This is a genomic window from Ralstonia flaminis, from assembly GCF_958415495.1.
GTDB classification, from domain to species: Bacteria; Pseudomonadota; Gammaproteobacteria; order Burkholderiales; family Burkholderiaceae; genus Ralstonia; species Ralstonia flaminis.
In genome coordinates, this window is the sequence record NZ_CATZLL010000002.1 from 215,735 (window position 1) to 236,038 (window position 20,304).

The following is a 20,304-nucleotide window of genomic DNA, read 5'->3' on the forward strand; positions in this document are numbered from 1 at the left end:
GCCTACCATGCAAGGCCTGATGGCATTCCTCTGCACAACACAATCCCCATGCACAACGCTCTATTTGCGCAACGCCCGCTAGGGCCGATGCTGCGGCGCTGGCGCACCCTGCATCGCGTCAAGCAGACGCACGCCGCCGAGCTGTTTGGCGTTGCACAATCGACCATCTCCCGCTGGGAGGCTGGCGTGCAGGACATGCAGCCGGATGAGCGCCTTCGTGCAGAAGCGCTGTTGCATGCACGACTCAACTCCGCCGCCGACTACGCACTGGCCCGATTGATCGAAACGCATCCGCGTGCAGTGCATCTCGTCTGCGACCTGACCCATCGGCTGCTCGCATGCTCACCCGCACGCGCCGCCGAGTTTGGCCTGCCGATGGCGCAACTGATGGGGCAATCGCTATGGCGTTATGCCACGGAGGCCATCGCCCAGCGGGAAGCAGCGCTTGACGCGCTGGGCTGGCATGACAACCTCGCCCCGCCCGGTTTGGAGTTCAGCACGGGCACCAACGATTCGATCGTCGTACCCATTCGACCAAGCCTGTGTCGCTGGACGCGCATGACACTGTCCGACGGCACGGCGGTGCGGCTCGTCGAAACGCTGTCGGCAATCTGATTTGGGCCGTCCGCATTTTTTATGCGTGGACGGCGCGCGGCCGAACGTCGTAGGCTCAGCCAACGAACGACGGACCCGCCCCATGACGACCGATACCCTGATTGCCCGGCTCGACTTCCTGCGCGAGGCCGAGCGCCTCAAAAACGTACTGCGTAGCGGCCACACCTCAACAGGCCGCCCCGAAAGCACAGCGGAACATAGCTGGCGCCTGAGCCTGATGGCCATCGTGTTTGCCGATGCGCTGAAGGAACTCGACCTGTTGAAGGTGCTGCAACTGTGCGTAGTGCACGATCTTGGCGAGGCCATCCACGGTGATGTGCCGGCCATTCATCAACACGCACATCTCAACAAGAGCGCGCGGGAGCGCCTTGACCTGCTGCAGATCACGCACATGCTGGATACCCCGGCACGCAACGCCATCCTCGCACTGTGGGATGAATACGAATCAGCAGCCACGCCAGAAGCACGTGCGGTGAAGGCGCTGGACAAACTAGAGACCATCATGCAGCACAACCAGGGCGCCAACCCGGACGACTTCGACTACGCGTTCAACCTGGGATACGGGCAGCGCTACATGCAAGCGGCGCCGCTATTTGCCACGCTGCGCGGGCTGCTGGATGCGCAGACGCGGCAGCGGATGGCGGATTCAACGCGGGCCGGAGAATCAGACTACCCACGCACCACCTCGTAGCACATCTCCACGAACGTTTCCTTGTACGGTGTGACCGATGTCAGCTTCAATGCCGGTGTCACAACCGCACGCGGCAAGAGCGGCAACCCGCTGCCCAGCACCACGGGCATGATCTGCACGATCAACTCGTCGAGCAGATCGCGATCGAGAAACTGTCCGGCCAGCTCTCCGCCACCGACGATCCACACGTTCTTGCCGTTGGCCGCTGCGCGCATCTGTTGATGCACGGGCACCACGTCACCCTGCGCGAAGCGGACATCCGCGCCCTCCACCACCGGCAGCTTGCGCGAAGTGAACACCCACGTGGGCTGCATATACGGCCAAGGCGCGGCCTGCGCAGTGCCAGGTTTGACCAGCTCGCGCAGCAGCCATTCATAGGTGGATGCGCCCATCGCCAATGCACCCACATCGCGAATGAAACCGTCGTAGCTCGTGCCGTCCAGCGAGCCGAACTGCATCAACCAATCCAGCGAGTGATCCGTCGTCGCGATGAAACCATCGAGACTGGTGGCAGCTTAGTACTGGGTCTTGGACATGGCATGCGCTCTTGTTGGCTTTGGGAACGAGATGCTATGTCATCTCGATTGCCGATACCTTGCGCACGACTGCGCAAGCCGGCAGCCTAGACCACAGCAGCAGCGCTGCTGACATCGGCAGCGCAGATCCTGTTGCGCCCCTGGTGCTTGGCTTCGTAGAGCGCGCGGTCTGCGCGCACGCTCAGGCGGTCAAAAGACTCACCGGCTTGCCAGCTGGCCACGCCGCCGCTCAGGCTGTAGTGATATGCCTGTGCGCCGATCGCCACCATCTGTACGGCTGCGGCCTTGCGCAACCGCTCTGCCAGCAGCATGGCATTGTCGAGATTGGTTTCAGGCAGCAGCAGCGCGAACTCCTCACCGCCAATGCGCCCCAGCACGTCGGTCGGCCGCAACTGCGCCTGCACCATCTGCACGAAGGCACGCAGCACAGTATCGCCAGCTGCATGGCCGAACGTGTCGTTGATGCGTTTGAAATGATCCAGATCCAGGATCAGCAACGAGAGTGGCCGGGCCTGCAACTGCAGGCGATCTACGTAGCGACGCGCCAAGGTTTCGAAGCCCTTGCGCGATAGCGCGCCGGTCAGGAAATCGCGGTTGGCGGCTTCGCGCGCGTCGGCCAGCAGCGCATCGTGCATCATCAGCATGGCCGACATCGACAGGATCGGCATGATGGCCGCCGCAATCACCAGCAGCAACACGCTGCCCGCCGTGGAAAACATGGAGGGACTGGAGGCGGTATCCAGCGTCAGAAAGTAGATGCCACGCGCGAGCTGGCACGCACCGAAGATGACGGCGATGGCGGCCGTCACCCGATACGGATACGTCGGGCGGCCCGCCGGTGGATGCCGTATGAACATCCACGCCAGGGCGGTGCAGAAAGCAGCCGAGAACAGCGTGGTCGAAAACACGCGCATCGGGATGCTGTCGACGGCATAGCGCCAGTAGATGACGGCAATGCCCACCGCCACCACGCCCGTCAGCAGCATCGGCCAATGCGGTCTGCGCCCGAGAAAGCGTGCGCAGCCCGCGTAATAGGCCGCGCCACCCAGCGCAAGCAGCACGTTGGCCACAACAACGGACAGCGCGTCGGGGATCGTTCCGCGCAGCAGGAGCATCGGCAACGCCAGCACCACGGCAAGGTTTGCGCCAAACCATTCGGCCACACCAGGCTTGCCTGCGCGCAGCAGCGAGCCCAGCAGCACCAAGAGCACAAAGCTCATCAGCGCAGACGTGGCGATGGCGACACCTGGATCTAGCATGGGCACCCTCCCGCTGGGTCTTCTGTGGCGGTGGATTCTACGTGAGGGGGCGTTCTGCGGGCATCACCGGGTGGTGGGGCACGAACTCCCGCCAACTTGTCTACATCTTCTACTCAAGTTGAGCGAGCACGTGTGTGGGCCTATGGAGGATCAGCACGTGCCGCAGCTCAGAAGTCGACAGAGAGATAGCCTGCCGGCACCGCGTCAGTCAGCCACACACCGTTCTCTGAGCGAAAGAACGTGTGCCCCTCGGCATGCATGCGCGCGGCATCCACCGTCAGCACCACCACAACCCCGTAGCGCTGACCAACCGATCGGGCAACGGCAAGATCATCCGTCAGGTGCACATGGTGGCGCTGGCGCTTGCCCAGGCCAGTGGCAAGGATGGACTCCAGAAACCGCGTTGCCGTGCCGTGGTATAGCACCTCGGGTGGCGCTGCGGGCAGCAGTCCGAGGTCGACGTCGATCGAATGGCCTTGATTGGCGCGAATGCGCAGGCCATCTTCGCTGATCGCAAAGCGTTTCTTGTCGCTGGTTTCGACCACGGCTTCAAGCTGCTGACGCGTCATCGGGCGCCCCGATGCGGCGGCCCTCTCCAGCAAGGCGTCGATGCCCGCCCACCCGGCATCGTCAAGCGTCAGCCCGATGCGCTTGGGTTCGTGGCGCAGGATCAGGCTGAGAAATTTGCTGAGGGATTTGAGTTCGGATGGGTGCATCGGTCCGATGTTCTCATGCCTCAGGACAGTCGCCCATCAGGCGTGGCCAGAAAGCTGCGAAATGATCGCGCCCGGGTTCTTGGTGGCCGGCGCCACCGTGACACCCGTCACCCCGTGCCGCTGCAACGCCTGCGTAACAAACCCCGATGCTTTCATGTCCTCCACAAACCCCGCCACATACGCTGCGGCCCGCGCCCCGCGGCTGGTCGGCACGCCCATCGCCTGACGGATGACCATGAAGCGCTCGTCCAGCAGTCGTACGCCCTGCACATTGGCAGCATCGGCTTCGAGCTGCTGCTTGACGCCCGCCGCCACCTCCGCATGCGTGTCGAGAAAGGTCTGCACCACCGCAGGGGAGGTGGGCGCGCGAACGATCTCCGCATGCTGCAGTTCGCGCGTGAGGAACAGGTCGTACGCACTGCCTTTGCCAACGACCACGCGGTTGCCGGCGCGGTCCACATCGGCGTTGGTGCGGATGGGCGAGTCGTTGCGCACAAGGTAGTAGCCCTCGATCAGCACGTACGGCTCTGTGAAGGAAATGCTCGCCGCGCGGCGCGGGTCGATGGCAAAGAAGCCAATGTCCGCCTGCTCCTGCGACACCACATCAACCGACTTGCCGGCGGCATCCACCACGACCAGCTTTAACGCAACCCCAAGGCGTTCAGCCAGCGCCTGCGCCAGATCAACGGACACACCAACGGCCCGCCCCTGCGCATCCAGCCCCGCTAGGATCGGGTTGCCCGTGTTGATGGAAGCGCGCAGGGCGCCCGTTGGAGCCAGAGCGGCAAGCAGCGTCGAGTCGATGGACATGGTGCGTTGGCTAAGGGGGGAGGATGTTCGAGTTCTTGGAGACGACGTTGAGTGTGCGACCGAAGGTGCCGTCAACCAGACGCAGACCGGCAAACCCACCTTGGTAAGTCTACCGATGGCCTGGCTTGCGTGGACTAATCTGTACTAAAGCAGGCTGCGTCTACGCAACGATCACCAACAGACTTCGCCACGCTCACGCCACTTCAGTGCCCGCAATCATGGCGCGATGCGGGTGATAGAGCGCTTCCATGCTCAACGAAGCTGCGCACGGCCAGGCCGATCAGCCCGCCCTGTCAGCGCCACCACCCAGCCGGTTGGCGGGAGGAACCATGCACGCAATCCATCACACGATCTGCACCGCAATGCTCGCCATGGCGGTTTGCCTGCTTGCCGCATGCGGCGGTGGTGGAAGTGATGGGGGCTCAAGCAACGGCAGTGGCAACGCAGCCACTCCGCCGGGCGGCGTGCATCTGCAAGTGGTGTCGTTCGGTGACAGCCTCTCGGATGTCGGCACCTATGCCCCGATCGCGGCAGCGCTGGGCGGTGGGCGCTTCACAACCAATCCGGGGCAGGTATGGACGCAAGACGTCGCGCAGTACTACGGCGATACGCTCAGCGCGGCGTTCACGATCAACCTCACACATGCGCTGACTGCACAGAGCGGGCTCGGCTATGCAGAAGGCGGCGCGACAGTTGCGACGCCGGCAAACCTGTACGACTTCCTGACCGATGTGATCGGCAATGTGGAAATGCCAGTCAACCAGCAGGTGTCGAGCTATCTGGCAAGGTACGGCAGCTTCAACGCCAATCAACTGGTGCTGGTCTGGGCCGGCTCGAACGATGTGCTGCGCGCGGGGACCCTGCCGGCCTCCGCACCCGTCGTGCAGACGGCGGCCACCACGCTCGCGCAGGTGGTGGCGCAGATTCTCCTGGCCGGCGCCACGCATGTCGTGGTGATCAACGTACCCAATATCGGGCTCTCACCCACCGGCGTGGCATCACCCGATGGCGGGGCCAACCTGACCCAGCTGTCGCAGATCTTCAACAACACCCTGACCACGGCCCTGCAAGCCAATGGCCTGCAGGGGAAAGTCATCCTCGTCGATTCCTATACCTGGATGAACCAGACCATCGCGGCCTTCCAGGCCAATGGCTTTACCGTCTCCAACACCAGCTTTGCCTGCGACCCAACAAAGACGCCCCATGCAACAGCGTTGCTGTGCTCGCCGGCAACCTACGTCGCGCCCAACGCCGATCAGACCTACGTGTTTGCCGACAGCCTCCATCCGTCGACGCATTCGCATGCCCTGTTCGCCCAGTTTGTGGAGCAGCAGATCGCCAACACTGGCCTTGGGCATTGAACTCGCGGCACGGTGCAGCCGGCCAATCCTTCGCTCACGACCGCCACGCGCCCGCTGCCATCCGTTCCAGCCGTTCGACGTACGCCCACCCCGCCGCTCGCGTGACAATCGGCGATCAGCGCACGCACGGCGAGTGCATCGGTTTCTTCGGGCATGAGCGTTGCGGCGTTGGGCATCGGGTTACGCCGCCTCGTCGGTCGGGCCGTCCCATCCGTCCAGATATTTGGGCAAGGCATCCGCCACATCCACCACGCGGTGCCGGTAGAACAAATGCATGGTCGGGGCCAATGCTTCAGGCAATCCGTTTTGCGCGGCGCGCGCGAAAAGGCTGTTGGGGATCACCGCCATGCCCAAGCGATTGTTGCCGAACAGGGTCTCTCCGCAATGGCGGCAGAAGTGGCGCTTGAGTTGGCGTGTGGGGTGCTGGAAGGCGATGAGATCGCCGGCGCCACGTTCAACGGTGACGTGGGCCGGGTCCCACGCAGTGGCGGAGAGTACCGACGTGCCGTAGAAGTCGCGGCAGGCGTTGCAGTGGCAATTCGCGCGCGCAGCGGGCGCACCAGCAATGCGCAATTGCACACGGCCACAGATGCATTGCAGGGTGTCGTGGATTGCTGTCAAACCTGAACTCCTGGGCTGGAATGCTGGTGCGCATTCTACGAGCGCCCGCGCAGGTCTGCTGGTAACGCTGCGCCGCTCAGAACAGCGCCATCTGCCGCATCCCAAACCCGATCGCCTCTTCCACGCGCATGCGCGCATGCGAGAGCGATCCTTCAATGCCCGACAGCGTGCCAGCCAGCCAGCGGTAGACGAGCGGCGCATCGCCACGCGGGCTCAGGTGGATTTCACCGAGCTTCTTGCCGCGCTTGTCGCGATAGTAGTGAGAGCGGTAGCCGCGTTCCCAATGCGTGATCGGGCCGCGCCATTGGCGCGGGCGGCGAGGTTTGGCAGGAGGTGTTTCGGCGGGCGCTGCCGACACCGGATCCTCCCAGCCGAATGCGGGTTTGGCGAACAGCGGCAAACCTTCCAGATCGGGGTAAAAATCCATCGTCGTAGGCTCAGCTAACCGCGCCGCCGCTGGCTTTGCAGACACACACGGCGCGTAGTCCGCATGATACCTGGGTTTGTGGAGAACATCACGTGCAAACGCAGTACGGGCGCGCTACGGATGCCGGGCGGCATCGGTATCATGACGACTGCCAACCCTCCCAGACCTCAGGCAATCCGCCGACACCTGCCATGAACCTCGCCCTCAAGCCATTCGTCATGCCCAAGACCGCCCTGCTCGCCTGCGCCTTGTGCCTCGTGGCGGGTTGTGCAACCCCGGTGACCGCCCAGGAAAGCGCCTTCGCGCCGCTGCTGCACCATCTGGCCGACCGTCTTGTCACCGCCGATCAGGTAGCCCTGAGCAAATGGGACACCGGTCAATCTGTCTACGACCCGGAACGGGAAGCCAAGGTCATCGCCAACGTTTCGGGCATCGCGCCCACCTTCGGGTTGAACACGACGGACGTGGCCAATGTCTTTGCGGACCAGATCGAGGCCAACAAGGAAGTGCAATACGCCCTGCTCAACGACTGGCGCAGGGCCGGCGCCGCACCCACCACGCCGCGGCAAAGCCTGTCCGGCGACATCCGACCGCGCCTGGACAAGCTGCAGACGTCGATCCTGCAAAGCCTGCGCGACGCTGCACCGGCCCGCGGCCGGTCAGATTGCCTGACAGAGGTCGCGCGTGAAGTCGGCCGCGTCGCCAGCGAGAAATCGCTCGACACGCTGCACCGCATTGCGCTGGATCGCGCCACCGCACGGCTTTGTGCCAAATCTTGAGCAACGGATATGTCAGCGCGTTGACTGACCTACGCACAACCAGATGCGCGAAGAATGCCGAGGACGCTGGTTCATTCAATGAGAGCGGCGCGGTGCGCCTACAGCGTGCCGGCTCGGCGACAGACCGCTCTGATCAGCACATTGAGCAACATCGCTTGGTCACTGGCCGTCTCGACCAGCGGCACAGCCCAGGCACAGTCCGACAGGTCGAAATGATGCTGCCAGCCCCGCGAGCCCTGCAGCTCGGCAAGGCTGAACCCTGACGACCCGCCCGTATCGGCATGCCCGCCACCGATGGACTCGCCAAGCTCGAACGCACGCTCCCTGAACGGGCAGAGCCACACGCCGTAGACGTGATGTGACGAGTGCTGCGAAGTCGGTGCCTGGTTCTTGTAGCCAAGCCGAAGAACCTGGCGCTGCAGCGCCCAGCCTTCAATCGGCTTGGATTTCTCATAGAGATAGGCTGCATCGAGAACGCGACCGCCGGGCCAGCTCACCTGCTGCGCATCAAAGGTCAGGTTCTTGAGCTTGTGCGGATAGGCAAACTCGGGCCAATCCTTCTCCGCTCGGGCGATCGATGCGTCGAACAGGCGAATCTCCTGCCCTTCAAATTCCAGCGCCAGTTGCCAGGTTTCGTTCGGGATGACATTGGTCAGGGCGGGCATTTTGTCTTGGCTCAACGCTCCGGCAATAGGGCGAATACCGTTGCACATCGCGCATTTTTACGAGATTTTCATTTGACGCTCAATGGGGGCGGCGCGTAGTATTTATTCACGGTTGCGGGACAGACCCAACACCGCCAATCTCTTGAGGGAGCCTCATGAGCACCAATGCAAAGCGCTTCGATGCGCTTGTCTTCATCGGCCGTTTCCAGCCGATGCACCGTGGACACCTTGACGTACTGCGCCGGGCATTGAGCCTTGCCGATACGGTTTGCGTCCTGATCGGCTCGACCGATAAACCCCGCACCATCAAAGACCCGTTCTCGTTCGACGAGCGCCGGCAGATGATTGCCTCTGCGCTGGATGCGGCATCCCTCACCCGCGTGCGCTTTGCGCCGGTGCAGGATTCCACCTACAACGACGGTGACTGGGTCCGCTGGGTGCAGGAGGCCGTGGCCGCCGAGCTGGGCGACACCGCTGGCCGCAAGATCGGCATCATCGGCCACGAGAAGGACGGCACTTCGTACTACCTGCGCATGTTTGCGCAGTGGGAGCTGGTGGAAGTCGACAGCACCGAAGACATTTCCGCCACCGAGATCCGCGAGCAGTTCCTGGCTGAGCGCAGCAACAGCTTCGTGTCGTGGGCTGTGCCCGCACCGGTGTTCGAATGGATGGAGGGCTTCCGCAACCAGCCGGCCTTCGCGCAGCTGAAGGCGGAATCGGAGTTCATTGCCGGCTACAAGAAGGCCTGGTCGGCAGCGCCGTATCCGGTCACCTTCGTTACCGTCGATGCGGTGGTCGTGCATTCTGGCCACCTGCTGCTGGTACGCCGGCGCAGTGAGCCCGGGCGTGGCCTGTGGGCGTTGCCGGGTGGCTTCGTGAATCAGGAGGAACGGCTGGAGGCGGCGTGCCTTCGCGAGTTGCGCGAAGAGACCGGGCTCAAGCTGCCCGAGCCCGTGCTGCGCGGCTCGTTGAAAGACCGGCAGGTCTTCGATCACCCGCAGCGCTCGCTGCGCGGGCGAACCATCACGCACGCATTCCTGTTCAGCTTTCCGGTGGGTGAGCTGCCGCGCGTCAAGGGCGGCGACGATGCCGACAAGGCGCGCTGGGTGCCGCTGAACGATTTCGCGCGCATGCGTAGCGTCATGTTTGAGGACCACTTCGACATCGCCTACCACTTTCTCGGCAAGCTCTAACGCTACCGATACCCGCTTCATGCGCTGGGACAGACCCGGCGGCCACCCAACGGCATAGAGGAGCTCTAGCCATGCAAAACGACCTGCGTCGTCTGTCGTCCATCCTGTCCAATCCGATCCTCAACACGGATTCGTACAAGGCGTCTCACTACCTGCAGTACCCGCCGGGCACCTCGGCGATGTTCTCGTACATCGAGTCGCGCGGCGGACGTTATGACCGCACGCTGTTCTTCGGGCTGCAGATGCTGCTCAAGGAATATCTCAGCCAGCCCGTCACCACAGCGATAATCGACGAAGCCCGCAGCTTCTTCGCTGCGCACGGCGAACCGTTCAATGAAACCGGCTGGCGCTACATCGTCGAAACCTATGGTGGCTATCTGCCGGTGCGTATCCGTGCGGTGCCGGAAGGTTCGGTGGTGCCCACGCACAACGTGCTCGTGACCGTGGAATGCGACGACCCGCAGGCGTTCTGGCTGACCTCGTATATTGAGACGATGCTGCTGCGCGTCTGGTATCCGGTGACGGTGGCCACGCAGAGCTGGCAGTTGCGGCAGCTTGTACGCCGTTACCTGGAGCGCACCAGCGACGACATTGCGCAACTGCCGTTCAAGGTGCACGACTTTGGCGCGCGCGGCGTGTCGAGCGCTGAATCCTCGGCCATTGGCGGTGCTGCGCACTTGGTGAGCTTTATGGGCTCGGACACCGTGCTGGGCGTGGTGGCGGCCAACGCCTACTACAACACGCCCATGGCAGCGTTCTCGGTACCGGCGGCCGAACACAGCACCATCACGGCCTGGGGCCGCGCAGGCGAGTGCGATGCGTATCGCAACATGCTGCGGCAATTCGGCAAGCCGGGCGCGATCGTCTCGGTGGTCTCCGACTCGTACGACCTGTTTGCGGCGCTGCGCATGTGGGGCACAGAACTCCGGCAGGCGGTCATCGACTCCGGTGCCACATTGGTCATTCGCCCGGATTCCGGCGACCCGCAGACCATCGTGATGCAGACCCTGCGCGCTCTGGACGAAGCCTTCGGCTCGGTGGTCAACGGCAAGGGATACCGCGTGCTCAACCATGTGCGTGTGATCCAGGGTGATGGCGTCAATGCAGACTCCATCGAGGCCATCCTGGCTGCGATGGAAGCTGCCGGTTATGCGGCTGACAACATCGTGTTCGGCATGGGCGGCGCGCTGCTGCAGCAACTGAACCGCGACACACAGCGCTTTGCCATGAAGTGCTCGGCGGTCAAGGTGGACGATGTCTGGCGCGATGTCTGCAAGGACCCGGTCACGGATGCCGGCAAGCGCTCCAAGCAAGGGCGGCTGACCTTGCTGCGCAATCGCCGGACCGGCGCTTACCAAACCGCAACGCTTCCGTTGGCCTGGGATGACCGGCGCGTCGAGAGCGATTGGGATGACGCACTCGAAACGGTATTCGACGGCGGCAAGCTGCTGATCGACGTGTCGCTGGATGACGTACGCGCCCGCGCCCAGGCGCACGAAGTCTGAGGACGAGGCTGTAGCGCGCCTGCCGCGATCCGGACCACTTATGCGTGACTCCGTCGCGGCAGACGCAGAAGCATCAAGAAACGGATTCCGATCATGATCGAGAAGAAGAAGCTCTATCACGTTACCGTGCTGTCCAACTTCGCACGGGCATTCGACAAGTACTCGCATTGCTATGCGAAGGCTGGCATTCCTGAAAGCACCTATCCCGACCGCTTCTATCTGCTGGAGCGTGGTGACCTTGAGATCGGCTACCAGAAGGCATCGCAGTTGCTTGAGAAGCTGGCAATTCCTGGCAACCGGTTGATCTTGCTGGAAACCCAGGTCGATCCGGCGCTCATCCAGGAAAACACGGCCACCGGACGCGGTGTCTTCATTCACGCAGACCACATCAGGCTCAGCGCACTGTATGACCTGGAGCCCAAGGACGGCGGCATGGCATGGCGCCGCACGGTGATCGAGGACATGACGGCAGCGTCGCTGCGACTGTTGAGCGGGCAGTTTCAAGCGTTTGCCGCGCTGCGACCGCGCACCCTGTCCATCCTGCCCATCGCGCAGGGCTGTCAGGCCAAGTGTGCGTTCTGCTTTTCCAAGGCGTCGATCTCCAGCGATCAGGCAGCGTACCGGCCTGACTGGGACACGCTTGGCGCATGGCTCGACAAGGCTGCAGCACACGGGGCTGAGCGTGCGGTAATCACCGGCGGCGGGGAGCCGACCCTGCTGGCTTTCGCGCAAATGGAAAGACTCGTTGCCAGTTGCGCGCAGCGCTTCGATAAGGTCGTGTTGATCTCTAACGGGCATGCGTTCGCAACACTGCAAGACGCCGACCGCATCGCGCGTCTGCGTGCCCTGCACGACGCGAGGCTGAGCGTGCTGTCCCTCTCCCGCCATCACTTCGATGCGCAGCACAACGAGCGCATCATGAAGCTACGCACGCCCGTCGAAGCACTGGTTGGCACCTGGCACGAACATCGCCATCTGTGGCCGAATCTGCGCCTGCGATTCATCTGCGTTCTGCAGGACGGCGGGGTGGAAGATGAAGAGACACTCGAACACTATCTGACCTGGGCCGCAGATCAGGGGGTTGAAGAAATCTGCTTCAAGGAGCTTTACGTCTCAACCAGCACGGAATCGATGTACTTCGATCGCGCGGCAAACGATTGGAGCCGGCATCACCAGGTGCCGCTAGCGCTTGTCACCGATTTCGCCGCGCGCGCGGGCTTCTCCATTGAGCACCGCCTGCCCTGGGGCGCGCCCGTCTTTGCCGGTGAATGGGCAGGCAGGCCGATGCGCATTGCCGCCTATACCGAACCGAGCCTGTACTGGGAACGCACACACGGCATTGCCCGAAGTTGGAACGTGATGGCGGATGGCCGCTGCTATGCATCACTGGAAGACCGTGCAAGCGAGCTCACCCTGGGGGACCCGACATGAACTTCGCAGCGTTCAAGCTGTGGCGCGAGGCCTGCCTTCGCACGATGCCCAACGTGGTGGATTGTGCAGAGACGAATCTGTACAGCGCGCTCGCCCCGCTGCAACCGCGTCTCGATGCTTCAGAGGCACGCCCGCGGGTGCATCGTTGCGATCTCGCGCGGGCGTGGCTTCAACGATATGGCTTCGATGCCGGCCGTTCGCGCCAGGCGCTCGTGTGCCGAGGGGTGCGGCACGCACTGCAATTGATCTTCAGGAGGCTGTCTGCAGAGGGTGCTCGCCTGTGTCTGCCGAGTGATGTCTACCCCGTTTACCAATCGCTCGCGCAGTCGGCTGGGATCGCGCCGCAGACGTTCCCGACATTGCCCTCGCCCAGCTTTCCTATGGCTGGGGGTACCGACGGCCCCGAGTTCCTCCTCATCGCGAACCCGCTCAAGCCGCTGGGGCGGTTCCTGAGCGATGAGGAATGTGCTGCGCTGGTGACGTGGGTTAACGCGGCACCCGGCCGCCGCCTGCTGATTGACTGCGTCTACGACCTGGGGGCGCCGTTTCACCCAACAACGATGCAGTTGCTGCAGACCGAGCGCGCGATCCTGCTCCACTCGACAACCAAGGGCTGGCTTACGCCGCAGACGTTCGGCGTGGCACTGGTGGGCGAGGCCTGCGCTGGATTCGAATCCGACTTCCGGGAGGATCCTCCGTCCGCAATGCAGCTGCAGCTCGCACACCATTTTCTTTCGGTGGAAGCCGAGTGCCCCACGCGTGTGGTCGACGCGCTTCAGGCGCGCGCCAGCAGACTTGCCGAGCGACTGCCCGAGGCCATTCGCGATGCAGGCCGGGTTGGGTCCACAGACTGCGCGCCTGGCTGCTACTTCTTTCCGGTGCCGTTCAACGCCGAGCAGCTCCTGCATGTGCACGGCGTGCTTGCCATCCCAGCAAGCGCATTCGGTGCCGAAGGCTGGAACGGCAGCATCCTGACCAGTTTGTCCGATCGCTTTGCTCAACAACACCATGCATCGACCTGACATGACGCCACTTGCCGACATGGCGGTCTACGAAGACGCCGACTTCTACGACCGGGAATTCGCCAACCGGGCACATGACGCCAGCTTCTTCATCGAGCAGGCCAAGCAAGCCGATGGTCCCGTACTGGAAGTGGCTTGCGGCACCGGCCGTATCACGCTGCCCATTGCGCGAGCCGGCGTCCACATCACGGGGCTGGACGTCATGCGTTCCATGCTGGATCGGGCACGCCAGAAATCGCTGGCCGAAGGGATTGATGTCACCTGGCTTGAGCAGGACTGTCGGGCGATCCATTCAGAACGGCGCTTCTCGCTGGTTTTCTCAGCCACCAACGCCATGCAGCATCTGCACGATCTGGATTCGGTCAACGCTTTTCTGGGTTCTGCAAAGCGCGTGCTGGCGCCCGGCGGCACGTTGATCCTCGATGTGTTCAATCCGGACATCCGCAAGCTCGCCCGTCCGGCCGATGCCCGCTACCTGCACAAGTCGATGGTCGATACCGAAGGACAGGACATTCGCGTTGAAGCGACTTCGCACTACGACACCGCAAGCCAGATCCTGAGATTCGAGCTCGATTACCTGCGTGAAGGCAAATGCGTCAGAACCAAGCGCGTCAGCATGCGATGTTTCTTTCCGGAGGAACTGCTGGCACTTTGTCGGTTCAACGGGTTCGACGTCGTACGGCGGCTGGGGGACTACGACGCATCTGCGTTCATGCCGCACTCGCCCAAGCAGATTCTGTTCTGTCGGGCAGCCTGACATACGCCGGTCAGCAGAGCCTGCCTAGTGCGGAATGTGGCCAGGAGCAGAAGATCGAGGTGATCTTCTGCTCCTGATCCGGCAAGGCCGTCTTCTGCTTAAACCGGCGTTTCCTGCGCACCAATCGTCAGCAGTAGCTCGTCGAGTCGCTCAAGGGTGGAGGTCATGCCGTCCTTCAACCCCATGTCGATAACCTTCTGCACATCTTCCGGTGAGTTGTAGACCACAACGGTCGTCACGAGTGTCCGTTCCTTTGCATCGGTGAAGGTGACATCCCACCGCGCCCTGGGCATGTCGGGATTCACAACGCCGGTCTCGTCGCTGAAGCCGTCCAGGGCCGTGTAGCCGTCGATCGGGCTGATGGATTGATAATCCAGGCGGCTCCAGAACGTCTGGCCGTCAGGGGTGGTCATGCCGTAGTGCCAATAGCCCCCGGCCTTGAACTCCATGTGCTTTGTCTTGGTGGTCAGGGGCTTGGGTGCAAACCATCGATCGAGCAGTTCAGACTTCGTGTGGCAATCCCACACGAGTTGGCGTTTCGCCGCGAACGCCTTCTTCACGATGATGCTGCTCTTTTCCTTGTCGACGAGGAAATCAAACTGCAGTTCAGCTTTCACCATCTTCTCCTTTCAGTTCTTCTAAGAGGTTGTCCAGATTGCGATACCGGCTTGCCCAGGTCGCGCGCTGGTCTGCAAACCAGCGCTCGGCGGCATCCAGCTTCTCTTGTTCAAGCACGCACGTCCGGATTCGGCCGCTCTTGCTGGAACGGATCAACCCGGTCATTTCCAGTACCCGCACGTGCTTCATGAACGACGGCAGAGCCATGTCGAATGGCTCCGCCAGTTCACTCACCGTTGCGGGCCCGCTACCGAGCCGATGAACAACAGCCCTGCGCGTCGGGTCTGCAAGCGCATGAAAGATCGCGTCTAGCGCAACTGCATTGTTATCCATTTGGCTAACTATACTCTCGATGATTTCTCACTGCAACCAAGATGACCGCGAACGACAGCCGGCCCGACTGCGTCATACGCCAAGCCGTTTGTGTGACTAACGCATCGTGCGGCGGCTGCCTACACTGAGTCATCCTGACCGCGCCCAGAAGGCACCCCGTGACACAGAAGCCTCGCATTCCTGTCTGGCTGATTGCTGCAACGGCATTCACCACCCTCATTGGCCTGAATCTCTCTGCCGACTACCTCCTCAGCAGCTTCCCCAGCCTGGAAGCGGTCTGCACGCAAAACTGTGCCATGGTCGGCAATCGTGGCGTGATGGAGAACGTCCATGCCAGGGAGCAACGGGGCCCGCAGGTATGTCGCTGCAGGTGAGCCCGAACGGGCAGCTTACTGAGAAGGAGTCTGTCATGCTGAAACTGCCGCGCATCCTTGCAGGGTTCCTGCTCACCGCCGTGGTTGCACTGGTTGCGGGGTGCAGCAGCCCGCCCGTGCGGCAAGCGAGTGGCCTCCGGCGCCTCTACATCCTCAATTGCGGGGAAGGTGTTGCGGGTGACATCTCACGCTGGTCGCCCGGTGTGAATGTCGGCCAATCGATGCCGTTTGCCGACAACTGCTACCTGATCCAGCACGCACAGGGCTGGCTGCTGTGGGACACGGGCGTCGACGATGCCATCGCCGCCATGCCCGACGGGCTGGCCCCGGCCGATCCGAAGGCAACCTACTGGCGCCGGCCCAAAACGCTGGCGAGCCAGCTGGCGCAGATCGGTGTGTCGCCCGACGACATCAAGTATGTTGCCGTCTCGCACAGCCACCCAGACCACATTGGCAATGTCGAGCTGTTCCCGCGCGCGATGCTGCTGGTGCAGAAAGCGGAGTACGAGTGGCCCGGCGCCAACAATGCGCCGCGCTTCAAGCCCGGCCACCCAGTCACGGAACTTGAAGGCGACAGAGACGTATTCGGTGACGGCAGCGTCACGATTCTTTCGACACCTGGTCACACGCCGGGTCATCAGTCGCTGCTGGTGCGGCTGCCGAAAACAGGCGCGATCGTGCTGTCTGGCGACGCCGTCCACTTCAGGAGCAACTGGGACAACCGCCGCGTGCCCGCCCTGAACTTCGACAAAGACAAGACGCTGGCCTCCATGCAGCGCATCGCCGATCTGCTGGCCAAGGAACATGCGCAACTTTGGATCAATCACGACAAGGCGCAACGCGATACGTTGAAGATGTCCCCCGCCTACTACGAGTAGGCCTGCAACCGACATACACCCGCTGCGCGAGTGTGCGACATTGGCCGTCCCGACAGCGGCATGCGCCCCATCCCGCAGCACCCGGCTCTGTGATGTGGTTGATGGAAGTGGGTCAGAGCCAGCACACGCCCATGCCCGATTCTTCAGGAGACATCCATGCCCAGCAAGAACACGATCTGTCTATGGTTCAACAACGATGCGGTGGATGCCGCCAACTTCTATGCGCGGACGTTTCCCGACAGCGCGGTGCAAGCCATCCACCGCGCGCCGGGCGACTACCCTGCGGGCAAGCAGGGCAACGTGCTGACGGTGGAGTTCACCGTGGCCGGCATTCCCTGCCTGGGGCTGAACGGCGGCCCGGCCTTCCAGCACAGCGAGGCCTTCTCTTTTCAGATCGCAACGGACGACCAGGCTGAAACCGACCGTCTGTGGAATGCGATCGTCAGCAACGGCGGCCAGGAAAGCGCGTGCGGCTGGTGCAAAGACCGCTGGGGCATCTCATGGCAGATCACCCCACGCGTGCTCAGTGAGGCGATCTGCGATCCAGACCCAGCAGCGGCCAAGCGCGCCTTCGACGCGATGATGACGATGCACAAGATCGACATCGCCGCGATCGAAGCGGCACGGCGGGGCTAGAGCGCCACCTCAAACGACACGTGGACTGGGCGGCTGGATCACGATACCAGCGCCCGCTCCAACACCCTGGCCACGTGGATGGCCTCTGCCTGTGCACCATCCTTGATCTGATGCCGGCAACTCGTGCCATCTGCCACGACGATCGCCCCCGCCGCACGCTCGCGCACCGCCGGCAGTAGTGACAGTTCCGCCATCGCCTGTGAGGCGGCATAGTGCTCCGCCTCGTAGCCGAAGCTGCCAGCCATACCGCAGCACGATGATTCCACCGTCAGCACTTTCAGCCCCGGAATCCACCCCAGCACGGTCTGCACCGGCGTAAATGCGTCGAATGCTTTCTGGTGGCAGTGGCCATGTACCAATGCTTCAGGCGCGTCCAACGCTTTCAGCTGCAGCGACAAGCGGCCAGCCTTGCGCTCACGCACAAGAAACTCTTCGAACAGGAAGGCGTGGTCAGCCAGTTGCCGCGCGGCATCGCCATAGCCATAGGTCAGGAATTCGTCTCGCATGGAGAGCAGGCACGACGGCTCCAGCCCAACGATGGCAACGCCGCGCTCTAGGTACGGGCGCAGTGCATCCAGCGTGCGGCGCGCCTCTGCCTTGGCCTCGTCGACCAAGCCGGCGGCGAGGAAGGTGCGGCCGCAGCAGAGTGGACGCTCGCCAGGGCGCACATTGAAGTGCACGGTGTAACCGGCGGCTTCGAGCACGGCCTGCGCGGCGCGCGCGTTCTCGGGCTCCTGCGTGTTGCTGAAGGTATCGACAAAGAGCAGGACCTCACGCGTGGTTGACTCGGCTGGCGCGACCGTCGCACGCGCATCAGACAGGAACGGCTTGGCAAACCTCGGCAGCGAGCGCTGCGGCGCCAGGCCCATCCATTGTTTGACGCGCCCCGAGACAAACGGCACGGCATCGGCCAGCGCCAACACACCACGCAAGCGCGTGGCCCAGGGTGCATAGCGCGGCAGATAGGCGACCAGGCGTTCACGCAGCGTGGTGCCGTGTGCGCGGTTCCACGCGTGGCGCGCCTCGATCTTGAAGCGTGCCATGTCAACGCCGGTCGGGCAGTCGCGCTTGCAGCCCTTGCACGATACACACAGGTCCAACGCGGCCTTCACGTCTTCACTGGCCAACCCATCGGGACCCAGCTGGCCCGACACCGCCAGACGCAGCGTGTTGGCCCGGCCACGCGTCACGTGCTGCTCGTCACGCGTGACGCGGTAGCTCGGGCACATGGTGCCGGCGTCAAACTTGCGGCAATGGCCGTTGTTGTTGCACATCTCTACGGCAGAAGCGAGACCGTGCGACAGATCCGTACCGGTGCCGGGTGCGGTTTCCTCCCCCGTGAGCGGATCGCGCTTGACGTTCCATGCCGACCAATCCAGCGCAGGCCGCATCGGCATGGCCGAATAGCCCGGCGCAAACCGGAAATGCTCGCGCGCATCCATGCGCGGTGGGTTGACGATCTTGTCCGGGTTGAAGCGATTGTCGGGGTCGAACAGCGCCTTGATCTCAGCAAAGGCCGCGTTGATGCGCGGGCCGTATTGCCAGGCCACCCACTCGCCACGACACAGGCCGTCGCCGTGTTCACCTGAGTACGCGCCCTTGTACTCGCGCACCAGCGCGGCAGCCTCTTCGGCAATCTCGCGCATGCGCTTGGCGCCATCGCGGCGCATGTCGAGAATCGGCCGCACATGCAACGTGCCGACGCTGGCGTGGGCGTACCACGTGCCTTCGGTCTCGTGCTTGTGGAAGACCTCGGTCAGCTTGCTCGTGTACTCAGCCAAATGTTCAAGCGGCACCGCACAGTCTTCAATGAAGGACACCGGCTTGCCGTCACCCTTCATGCTCATCATGATGTTCAGGCCGGCCTTGCGCACATCCCATAGCGCCTTCTGCGGGCCGGCCTCGGGTATCTTCACCACGCTGTCGGGCAGGCCCAGATCGGCCATCAGCTCGCTCAGACGATCGAGCTGCGCGAGCAGTGCATCCCGCGTCTCGCCGGCAAACTCCACCAGCAGGATGGCCTGCGGCTCGCCCACCAGCGCCTTCTCGATGACAGGGCGGAAGGCGGGGTTCTCCATCGACAGGTCGATCATCGTGCGATCGACCAGCTCCACCGCCACGGGCTTGAGCTTGACGATGTGCTGCGTCATGTCCATCGCCTGATAGAAGGTTGGGAAGTTCACGACCCCCAGCACCTTGTGCGCTGGTAGCGGCGCCAGCTTGAGCGTGATCTGCCGGCTGTAGGCCAGCGTGCCCTCTGAGCCGACCAGGATGTGCGACAGGTTGGCGTGCCCATCGTCGGTGTAGGCGCGCGGGTTCTGGCAATCGAACAGATCGATGTTGTAGCCGGCCACACGGCGCAGCACCTTGGGCACGCGCTCGATGATCTCGTCGCGCTCACGTTGGGCGATGCGCTCCAGCCCGCGCAGCAGCTCAAACGTGCGGCCACCGGCAATCCCGTTGGCGACCGAGCCGAAATGGCAATCGCTGCCGTCGGCCAGCACCGCATCGATGGCGAGCACGTTGTGCACCATGTTGCCGTACTCGATCGAGCGCGAACCGCACGAGTTGTTGCCCGCCATACCACCGATCGTGCATTGCGCGCCGGTCGACACATCCACCGGAAACCACAGCCCATGCGGTTTAAGCCACGCGTTCAGATGGTCCAACACGATGCCGGGTTCGACGGTAACCGTGCGTGCCTGCGCATCGAACTCGATCACACGGTTGAGCCACTTGCTGTTGTCGATGACAAGCGCCTCGCCCACGGTCTGGCCGCACTGGCTGGTGCCCGCACCGCGTGCCAGCACGGGAATCTTCTGGTCGCGCGCAATGTCGAGCGCGCGCAGCAGATCGGCCTGATCGCGCGGCACGACCACGCCCAGCGGCATGATCTGGTAGATCGACGCGTCGGTCGCATAGCGGCCACGGCTGGCACGGTCAGCCAGCACATCGCCGCGCAGTTCCTTGCGCAGTCGGGCAAACAGTGGTGAAAGCGCCGCGCCCTGCGAGGGCACGAAGCGCACGGGTTGGAGCAATGAGGCGGGGGTGCTGGCGTTCATGGCGGAGCAAGTGAA

The 20,304-nt window shown here is 63.1% G+C and carries 22 protein-coding genes; 12 read left to right on the forward strand and 10 right to left on the reverse strand.

The window, feature by feature from the left end; genetic code table 11:
• Positions 1-48: 48 nt before the first annotated feature.
• Both R2N11_RS03580 and R2N11_RS03585 read left to right on the forward strand, forming a co-directional pair.
• Positions 49-615 carry a helix-turn-helix domain-containing protein gene (locus tag R2N11_RS03580; protein WP_316680166.1) on the forward strand — a complete coding sequence of 189 codons (567 nt, stop codon included), beginning with the start codon at positions 49-51 and terminating at the stop codon, positions 613-615.
• Between the two features lie 82 nt (positions 616-697).
• Positions 698-1,306, forward strand: a complete 609-nt coding sequence (locus R2N11_RS03585; protein ID WP_316680167.1) for an HD domain-containing protein — start codon at positions 698-700, stop codon at positions 1,304-1,306.
• Here the strand turns inward: R2N11_RS03585 and R2N11_RS03590 are convergent.
• From R2N11_RS03590 to R2N11_RS03605, 4 genes are all read right to left on the reverse strand, one after another.
• Positions 1,285-1,797 carry a dihydrofolate reductase family protein gene (locus R2N11_RS03590; RefSeq protein ID WP_316680334.1) on the reverse strand — a complete coding sequence of 171 codons (513 nt, stop codon included), beginning with the start codon at positions 1,795-1,797 and terminating at the stop codon, positions 1,285-1,287. The genes R2N11_RS03585 and R2N11_RS03590 overlap by 22 nt on opposite strands.
• 131 nt (positions 1,798-1,928) lie before the next feature.
• The gene (locus R2N11_RS03595) at positions 1,929-3,101 is read right to left on the reverse strand and encodes a GGDEF domain-containing protein (protein WP_316680168.1); all 1,173 of its coding nucleotides are present in this window, start codon (positions 3,099-3,101) and stop codon (positions 1,929-1,931) included.
• 167 nt (positions 3,102-3,268) lie between these two features.
• Positions 3,269-3,817 (reverse strand): RNA 2'-phosphotransferase, encoded by a 549-nt coding sequence (locus tag R2N11_RS03600; protein ID WP_316680169.1) that lies wholly within the window; start codon positions 3,815-3,817, stop codon positions 3,269-3,271.
• Between the two features lie 36 nt (positions 3,818-3,853).
• Complete coding sequence (locus R2N11_RS03605) at positions 3,854-4,627, reverse strand: ABC transporter substrate-binding protein (protein WP_199031357.1); 774 nt, start codon at positions 4,625-4,627, stop codon at positions 3,854-3,856.
• Positions 4,628-4,998: 371 nt separating this feature from the next.
• On the opposite strand from R2N11_RS03605, the gene R2N11_RS03610 reads away from it, so the two are divergent.
• Positions 4,999-5,988, forward strand: a complete 990-nt coding sequence (locus tag R2N11_RS03610) for an SGNH/GDSL hydrolase family protein (RefSeq protein WP_430715413.1) — start codon at positions 4,999-5,001, stop codon at positions 5,986-5,988.
• A gap of 180 nt (positions 5,989-6,168) precedes the next feature.
• On the opposite strand, the gene R2N11_RS03615 is transcribed toward R2N11_RS03610, so the two are convergent.
• Positions 6,169-6,609: a GFA family protein gene (locus R2N11_RS03615; RefSeq protein ID WP_430715408.1), complete on the reverse strand. Its 441-nt coding sequence runs from the start codon at positions 6,607-6,609 to the stop codon at positions 6,169-6,171.
• Between the two features lie 76 nt (positions 6,610-6,685).
• Entirely contained in the window at positions 6,686-7,036 is a 351-nt protein-coding gene (locus R2N11_RS03620; protein ID WP_199031359.1) for a hypothetical protein, read from the reverse strand.
• Between the two features lie 191 nt (positions 7,037-7,227).
• On the opposite strand from R2N11_RS03620, the gene R2N11_RS03625 reads away from it, so the two are divergent.
• Positions 7,228-7,815: a chorismate mutase gene (locus tag R2N11_RS03625; RefSeq protein WP_316680170.1), complete on the forward strand. Its 588-nt coding sequence runs from the start codon at positions 7,228-7,230 to the stop codon at positions 7,813-7,815.
• Between the two features lie 98 nt (positions 7,816-7,913).
• On the opposite strand, the gene R2N11_RS03630 is transcribed toward R2N11_RS03625, so the two are convergent.
• On the reverse strand, positions 7,914-8,480 hold the full coding sequence (locus R2N11_RS03630) for a hypothetical protein (protein ID WP_316680171.1): 567 nt from the start codon (positions 8,478-8,480) through the stop codon (positions 7,914-7,916).
• Between the two features lie 155 nt (positions 8,481-8,635).
• On the opposite strand from R2N11_RS03630, the gene R2N11_RS03635 reads away from it, so the two are divergent.
• The 5 genes from R2N11_RS03635 (at position 8,636) to R2N11_RS03655 (ending at position 14,388) form a co-directional block, all read left to right on the forward strand.
• Entirely contained in the window at positions 8,636-9,673 is a 1,038-nt protein-coding gene (locus R2N11_RS03635; protein WP_199031362.1) for a bifunctional nicotinamide-nucleotide adenylyltransferase/Nudix hydroxylase, read from the forward strand.
• A 71-nt stretch (positions 9,674-9,744) separates the two neighbouring features.
• Positions 9,745-11,178: a nicotinate phosphoribosyltransferase gene (locus R2N11_RS03640; RefSeq protein ID WP_316680172.1), complete on the forward strand. Its 1,434-nt coding sequence runs from the start codon at positions 9,745-9,747 to the stop codon at positions 11,176-11,178.
• Positions 11,179-11,271: 93 nt separating this feature from the next.
• Positions 11,272-12,609, forward strand: a complete 1,338-nt coding sequence (locus R2N11_RS03645; RefSeq protein ID WP_316680173.1) for a radical SAM protein — start codon at positions 11,272-11,274, stop codon at positions 12,607-12,609.
• Positions 12,606-13,631, forward strand: coding sequence for an aminotransferase class I/II-fold pyridoxal phosphate-dependent enzyme (locus R2N11_RS03650; RefSeq protein WP_316680174.1), 1,026 nt, complete (start codon positions 12,606-12,608; stop codon positions 13,629-13,631). The genes R2N11_RS03645 and R2N11_RS03650 overlap by 4 nt, the downstream gene beginning before the upstream one ends.
• Before the next feature lies 1 nt (position 13,632).
• Entirely contained in the window at positions 13,633-14,388 is a 756-nt protein-coding gene (locus R2N11_RS03655) for a class I SAM-dependent methyltransferase (protein ID WP_316680175.1), read from the forward strand.
• Between the two features lie 98 nt (positions 14,389-14,486).
• Here the strand turns inward: R2N11_RS03655 and R2N11_RS03660 are convergent, their stop codons facing one another.
• Both R2N11_RS03660 and R2N11_RS03665 read right to left on the reverse strand, forming a co-directional pair.
• A complete protein-coding gene (locus R2N11_RS03660; protein ID WP_233177168.1) occupies positions 14,487-15,008 on the reverse strand; it encodes an SRPBCC domain-containing protein in 522 nt (173 codons plus the stop codon).
• Positions 14,995-15,339, reverse strand: coding sequence for an ArsR/SmtB family transcription factor (locus R2N11_RS03665; RefSeq protein WP_199033128.1), 345 nt, complete (start codon positions 15,337-15,339; stop codon positions 14,995-14,997). The genes R2N11_RS03660 and R2N11_RS03665 overlap by 14 nt, the downstream gene beginning before the upstream one ends.
• A gap of 158 nt (positions 15,340-15,497) precedes the next feature.
• Between R2N11_RS03665 and R2N11_RS03670 the strand changes: the two genes are divergently transcribed.
• The 3 genes from R2N11_RS03670 to R2N11_RS03680 all read left to right on the forward strand — a co-directional run bounded on the left by R2N11_RS03670 (position 15,498) and on the right by R2N11_RS03680 (position 17,227).
• Positions 15,498-15,713 (forward strand): hypothetical protein, encoded by a 216-nt coding sequence (locus tag R2N11_RS03670; RefSeq protein ID WP_316680176.1) that lies wholly within the window; start codon positions 15,498-15,500, stop codon positions 15,711-15,713.
• A gap of 35 nt (positions 15,714-15,748) precedes the next feature.
• Entirely contained in the window at positions 15,749-16,591 is an 843-nt protein-coding gene (locus R2N11_RS03675; protein ID WP_316680177.1) for an N-acyl homoserine lactonase family protein, read from the forward strand.
• A gap of 156 nt (positions 16,592-16,747) precedes the next feature.
• Positions 16,748-17,227 carry a VOC family protein gene (locus R2N11_RS03680; protein WP_316680178.1) on the forward strand — a complete coding sequence of 160 codons (480 nt, stop codon included), beginning with the start codon at positions 16,748-16,750 and terminating at the stop codon, positions 17,225-17,227.
• 38 nt (positions 17,228-17,265) lie between these two features.
• On the opposite strand, the gene R2N11_RS03685 is transcribed toward R2N11_RS03680, so the two are convergent.
• Positions 17,266-20,289 carry an FAD-binding and (Fe-S)-binding domain-containing protein gene (locus tag R2N11_RS03685; protein WP_316680179.1) on the reverse strand — a complete coding sequence of 1,008 codons (3,024 nt, stop codon included), beginning with the start codon at positions 20,287-20,289 and terminating at the stop codon, positions 17,266-17,268.
• Positions 20,290-20,304 lie beyond the last annotated feature (15 nt).

Bases quoted from the DNA above. Each gene is read 5' to 3' on its own strand.
- R2N11_RS03580 (WP_316680166.1), top strand. From the start codon at position 49: ATGCACAACGCTCTATTTGCGCAACGCCCGCTAGGGCCGATGCTGCGG.
- R2N11_RS03585 (WP_316680167.1), top strand. From the start codon at position 698: ATGACGACCGATACCCTGATTGCCCGGCTCGACTTCCTGCGCGAGGCC.
- R2N11_RS03595 (WP_316680168.1), bottom strand. From the start codon at position 3,101: ATGCTAGATCCAGGTGTCGCCATCGCCACGTCTGCGCTGATGAGCTTT.
- R2N11_RS03600 (WP_316680169.1), bottom strand. From the start codon at position 3,817: ATGCACCCATCCGAACTCAAATCCCTCAGCAAATTTCTCAGCCTGATC.
- R2N11_RS03605 (WP_199031357.1), bottom strand. From the start codon at position 4,627: ATGTCCATCGACTCGACGCTGCTTGCCGCTCTGGCTCCAACGGGCGCC.
- R2N11_RS03610 (WP_430715413.1), top strand. From the start codon at position 4,999: ATGGCGGTTTGCCTGCTTGCCGCATGCGGCGGTGGTGGAAGTGATGGG.
- R2N11_RS03620 (WP_199031359.1), bottom strand. From the start codon at position 7,036: ATGGATTTTTACCCCGATCTGGAAGGTTTGCCGCTGTTCGCCAAACCC.
- R2N11_RS03625 (WP_316680170.1), top strand. From the start codon at position 7,228: ATGAACCTCGCCCTCAAGCCATTCGTCATGCCCAAGACCGCCCTGCTC.
- R2N11_RS03630 (WP_316680171.1), bottom strand. From the start codon at position 8,480: ATGCCCGCCCTGACCAATGTCATCCCGAACGAAACCTGGCAACTGGCG.
- R2N11_RS03635 (WP_199031362.1), top strand. From the start codon at position 8,636: ATGAGCACCAATGCAAAGCGCTTCGATGCGCTTGTCTTCATCGGCCGT.
- R2N11_RS03640 (WP_316680172.1), top strand. From the start codon at position 9,745: ATGCAAAACGACCTGCGTCGTCTGTCGTCCATCCTGTCCAATCCGATC.
- R2N11_RS03645 (WP_316680173.1), top strand. From the start codon at position 11,272: ATGATCGAGAAGAAGAAGCTCTATCACGTTACCGTGCTGTCCAACTTC.
- R2N11_RS03650 (WP_316680174.1), top strand. From the start codon at position 12,606: ATGAACTTCGCAGCGTTCAAGCTGTGGCGCGAGGCCTGCCTTCGCACG.
- R2N11_RS03655 (WP_316680175.1), top strand. From the start codon at position 13,633: ATGACGCCACTTGCCGACATGGCGGTCTACGAAGACGCCGACTTCTAC.
- R2N11_RS03660 (WP_233177168.1), bottom strand. From the start codon at position 15,008: ATGGTGAAAGCTGAACTGCAGTTTGATTTCCTCGTCGACAAGGAAAAG.
- R2N11_RS03665 (WP_199033128.1), bottom strand. From the start codon at position 15,339: ATGGATAACAATGCAGTTGCGCTAGACGCGATCTTTCATGCGCTTGCA.
- R2N11_RS03675 (WP_316680177.1), top strand. From the start codon at position 15,749: ATGCTGAAACTGCCGCGCATCCTTGCAGGGTTCCTGCTCACCGCCGTG.
- R2N11_RS03680 (WP_316680178.1), top strand. From the start codon at position 16,748: ATGCCCAGCAAGAACACGATCTGTCTATGGTTCAACAACGATGCGGTG.
- R2N11_RS03685 (WP_316680179.1), bottom strand. From the start codon at position 20,289: ATGAACGCCAGCACCCCCGCCTCATTGCTCCAACCCGTGCGCTTCGTG.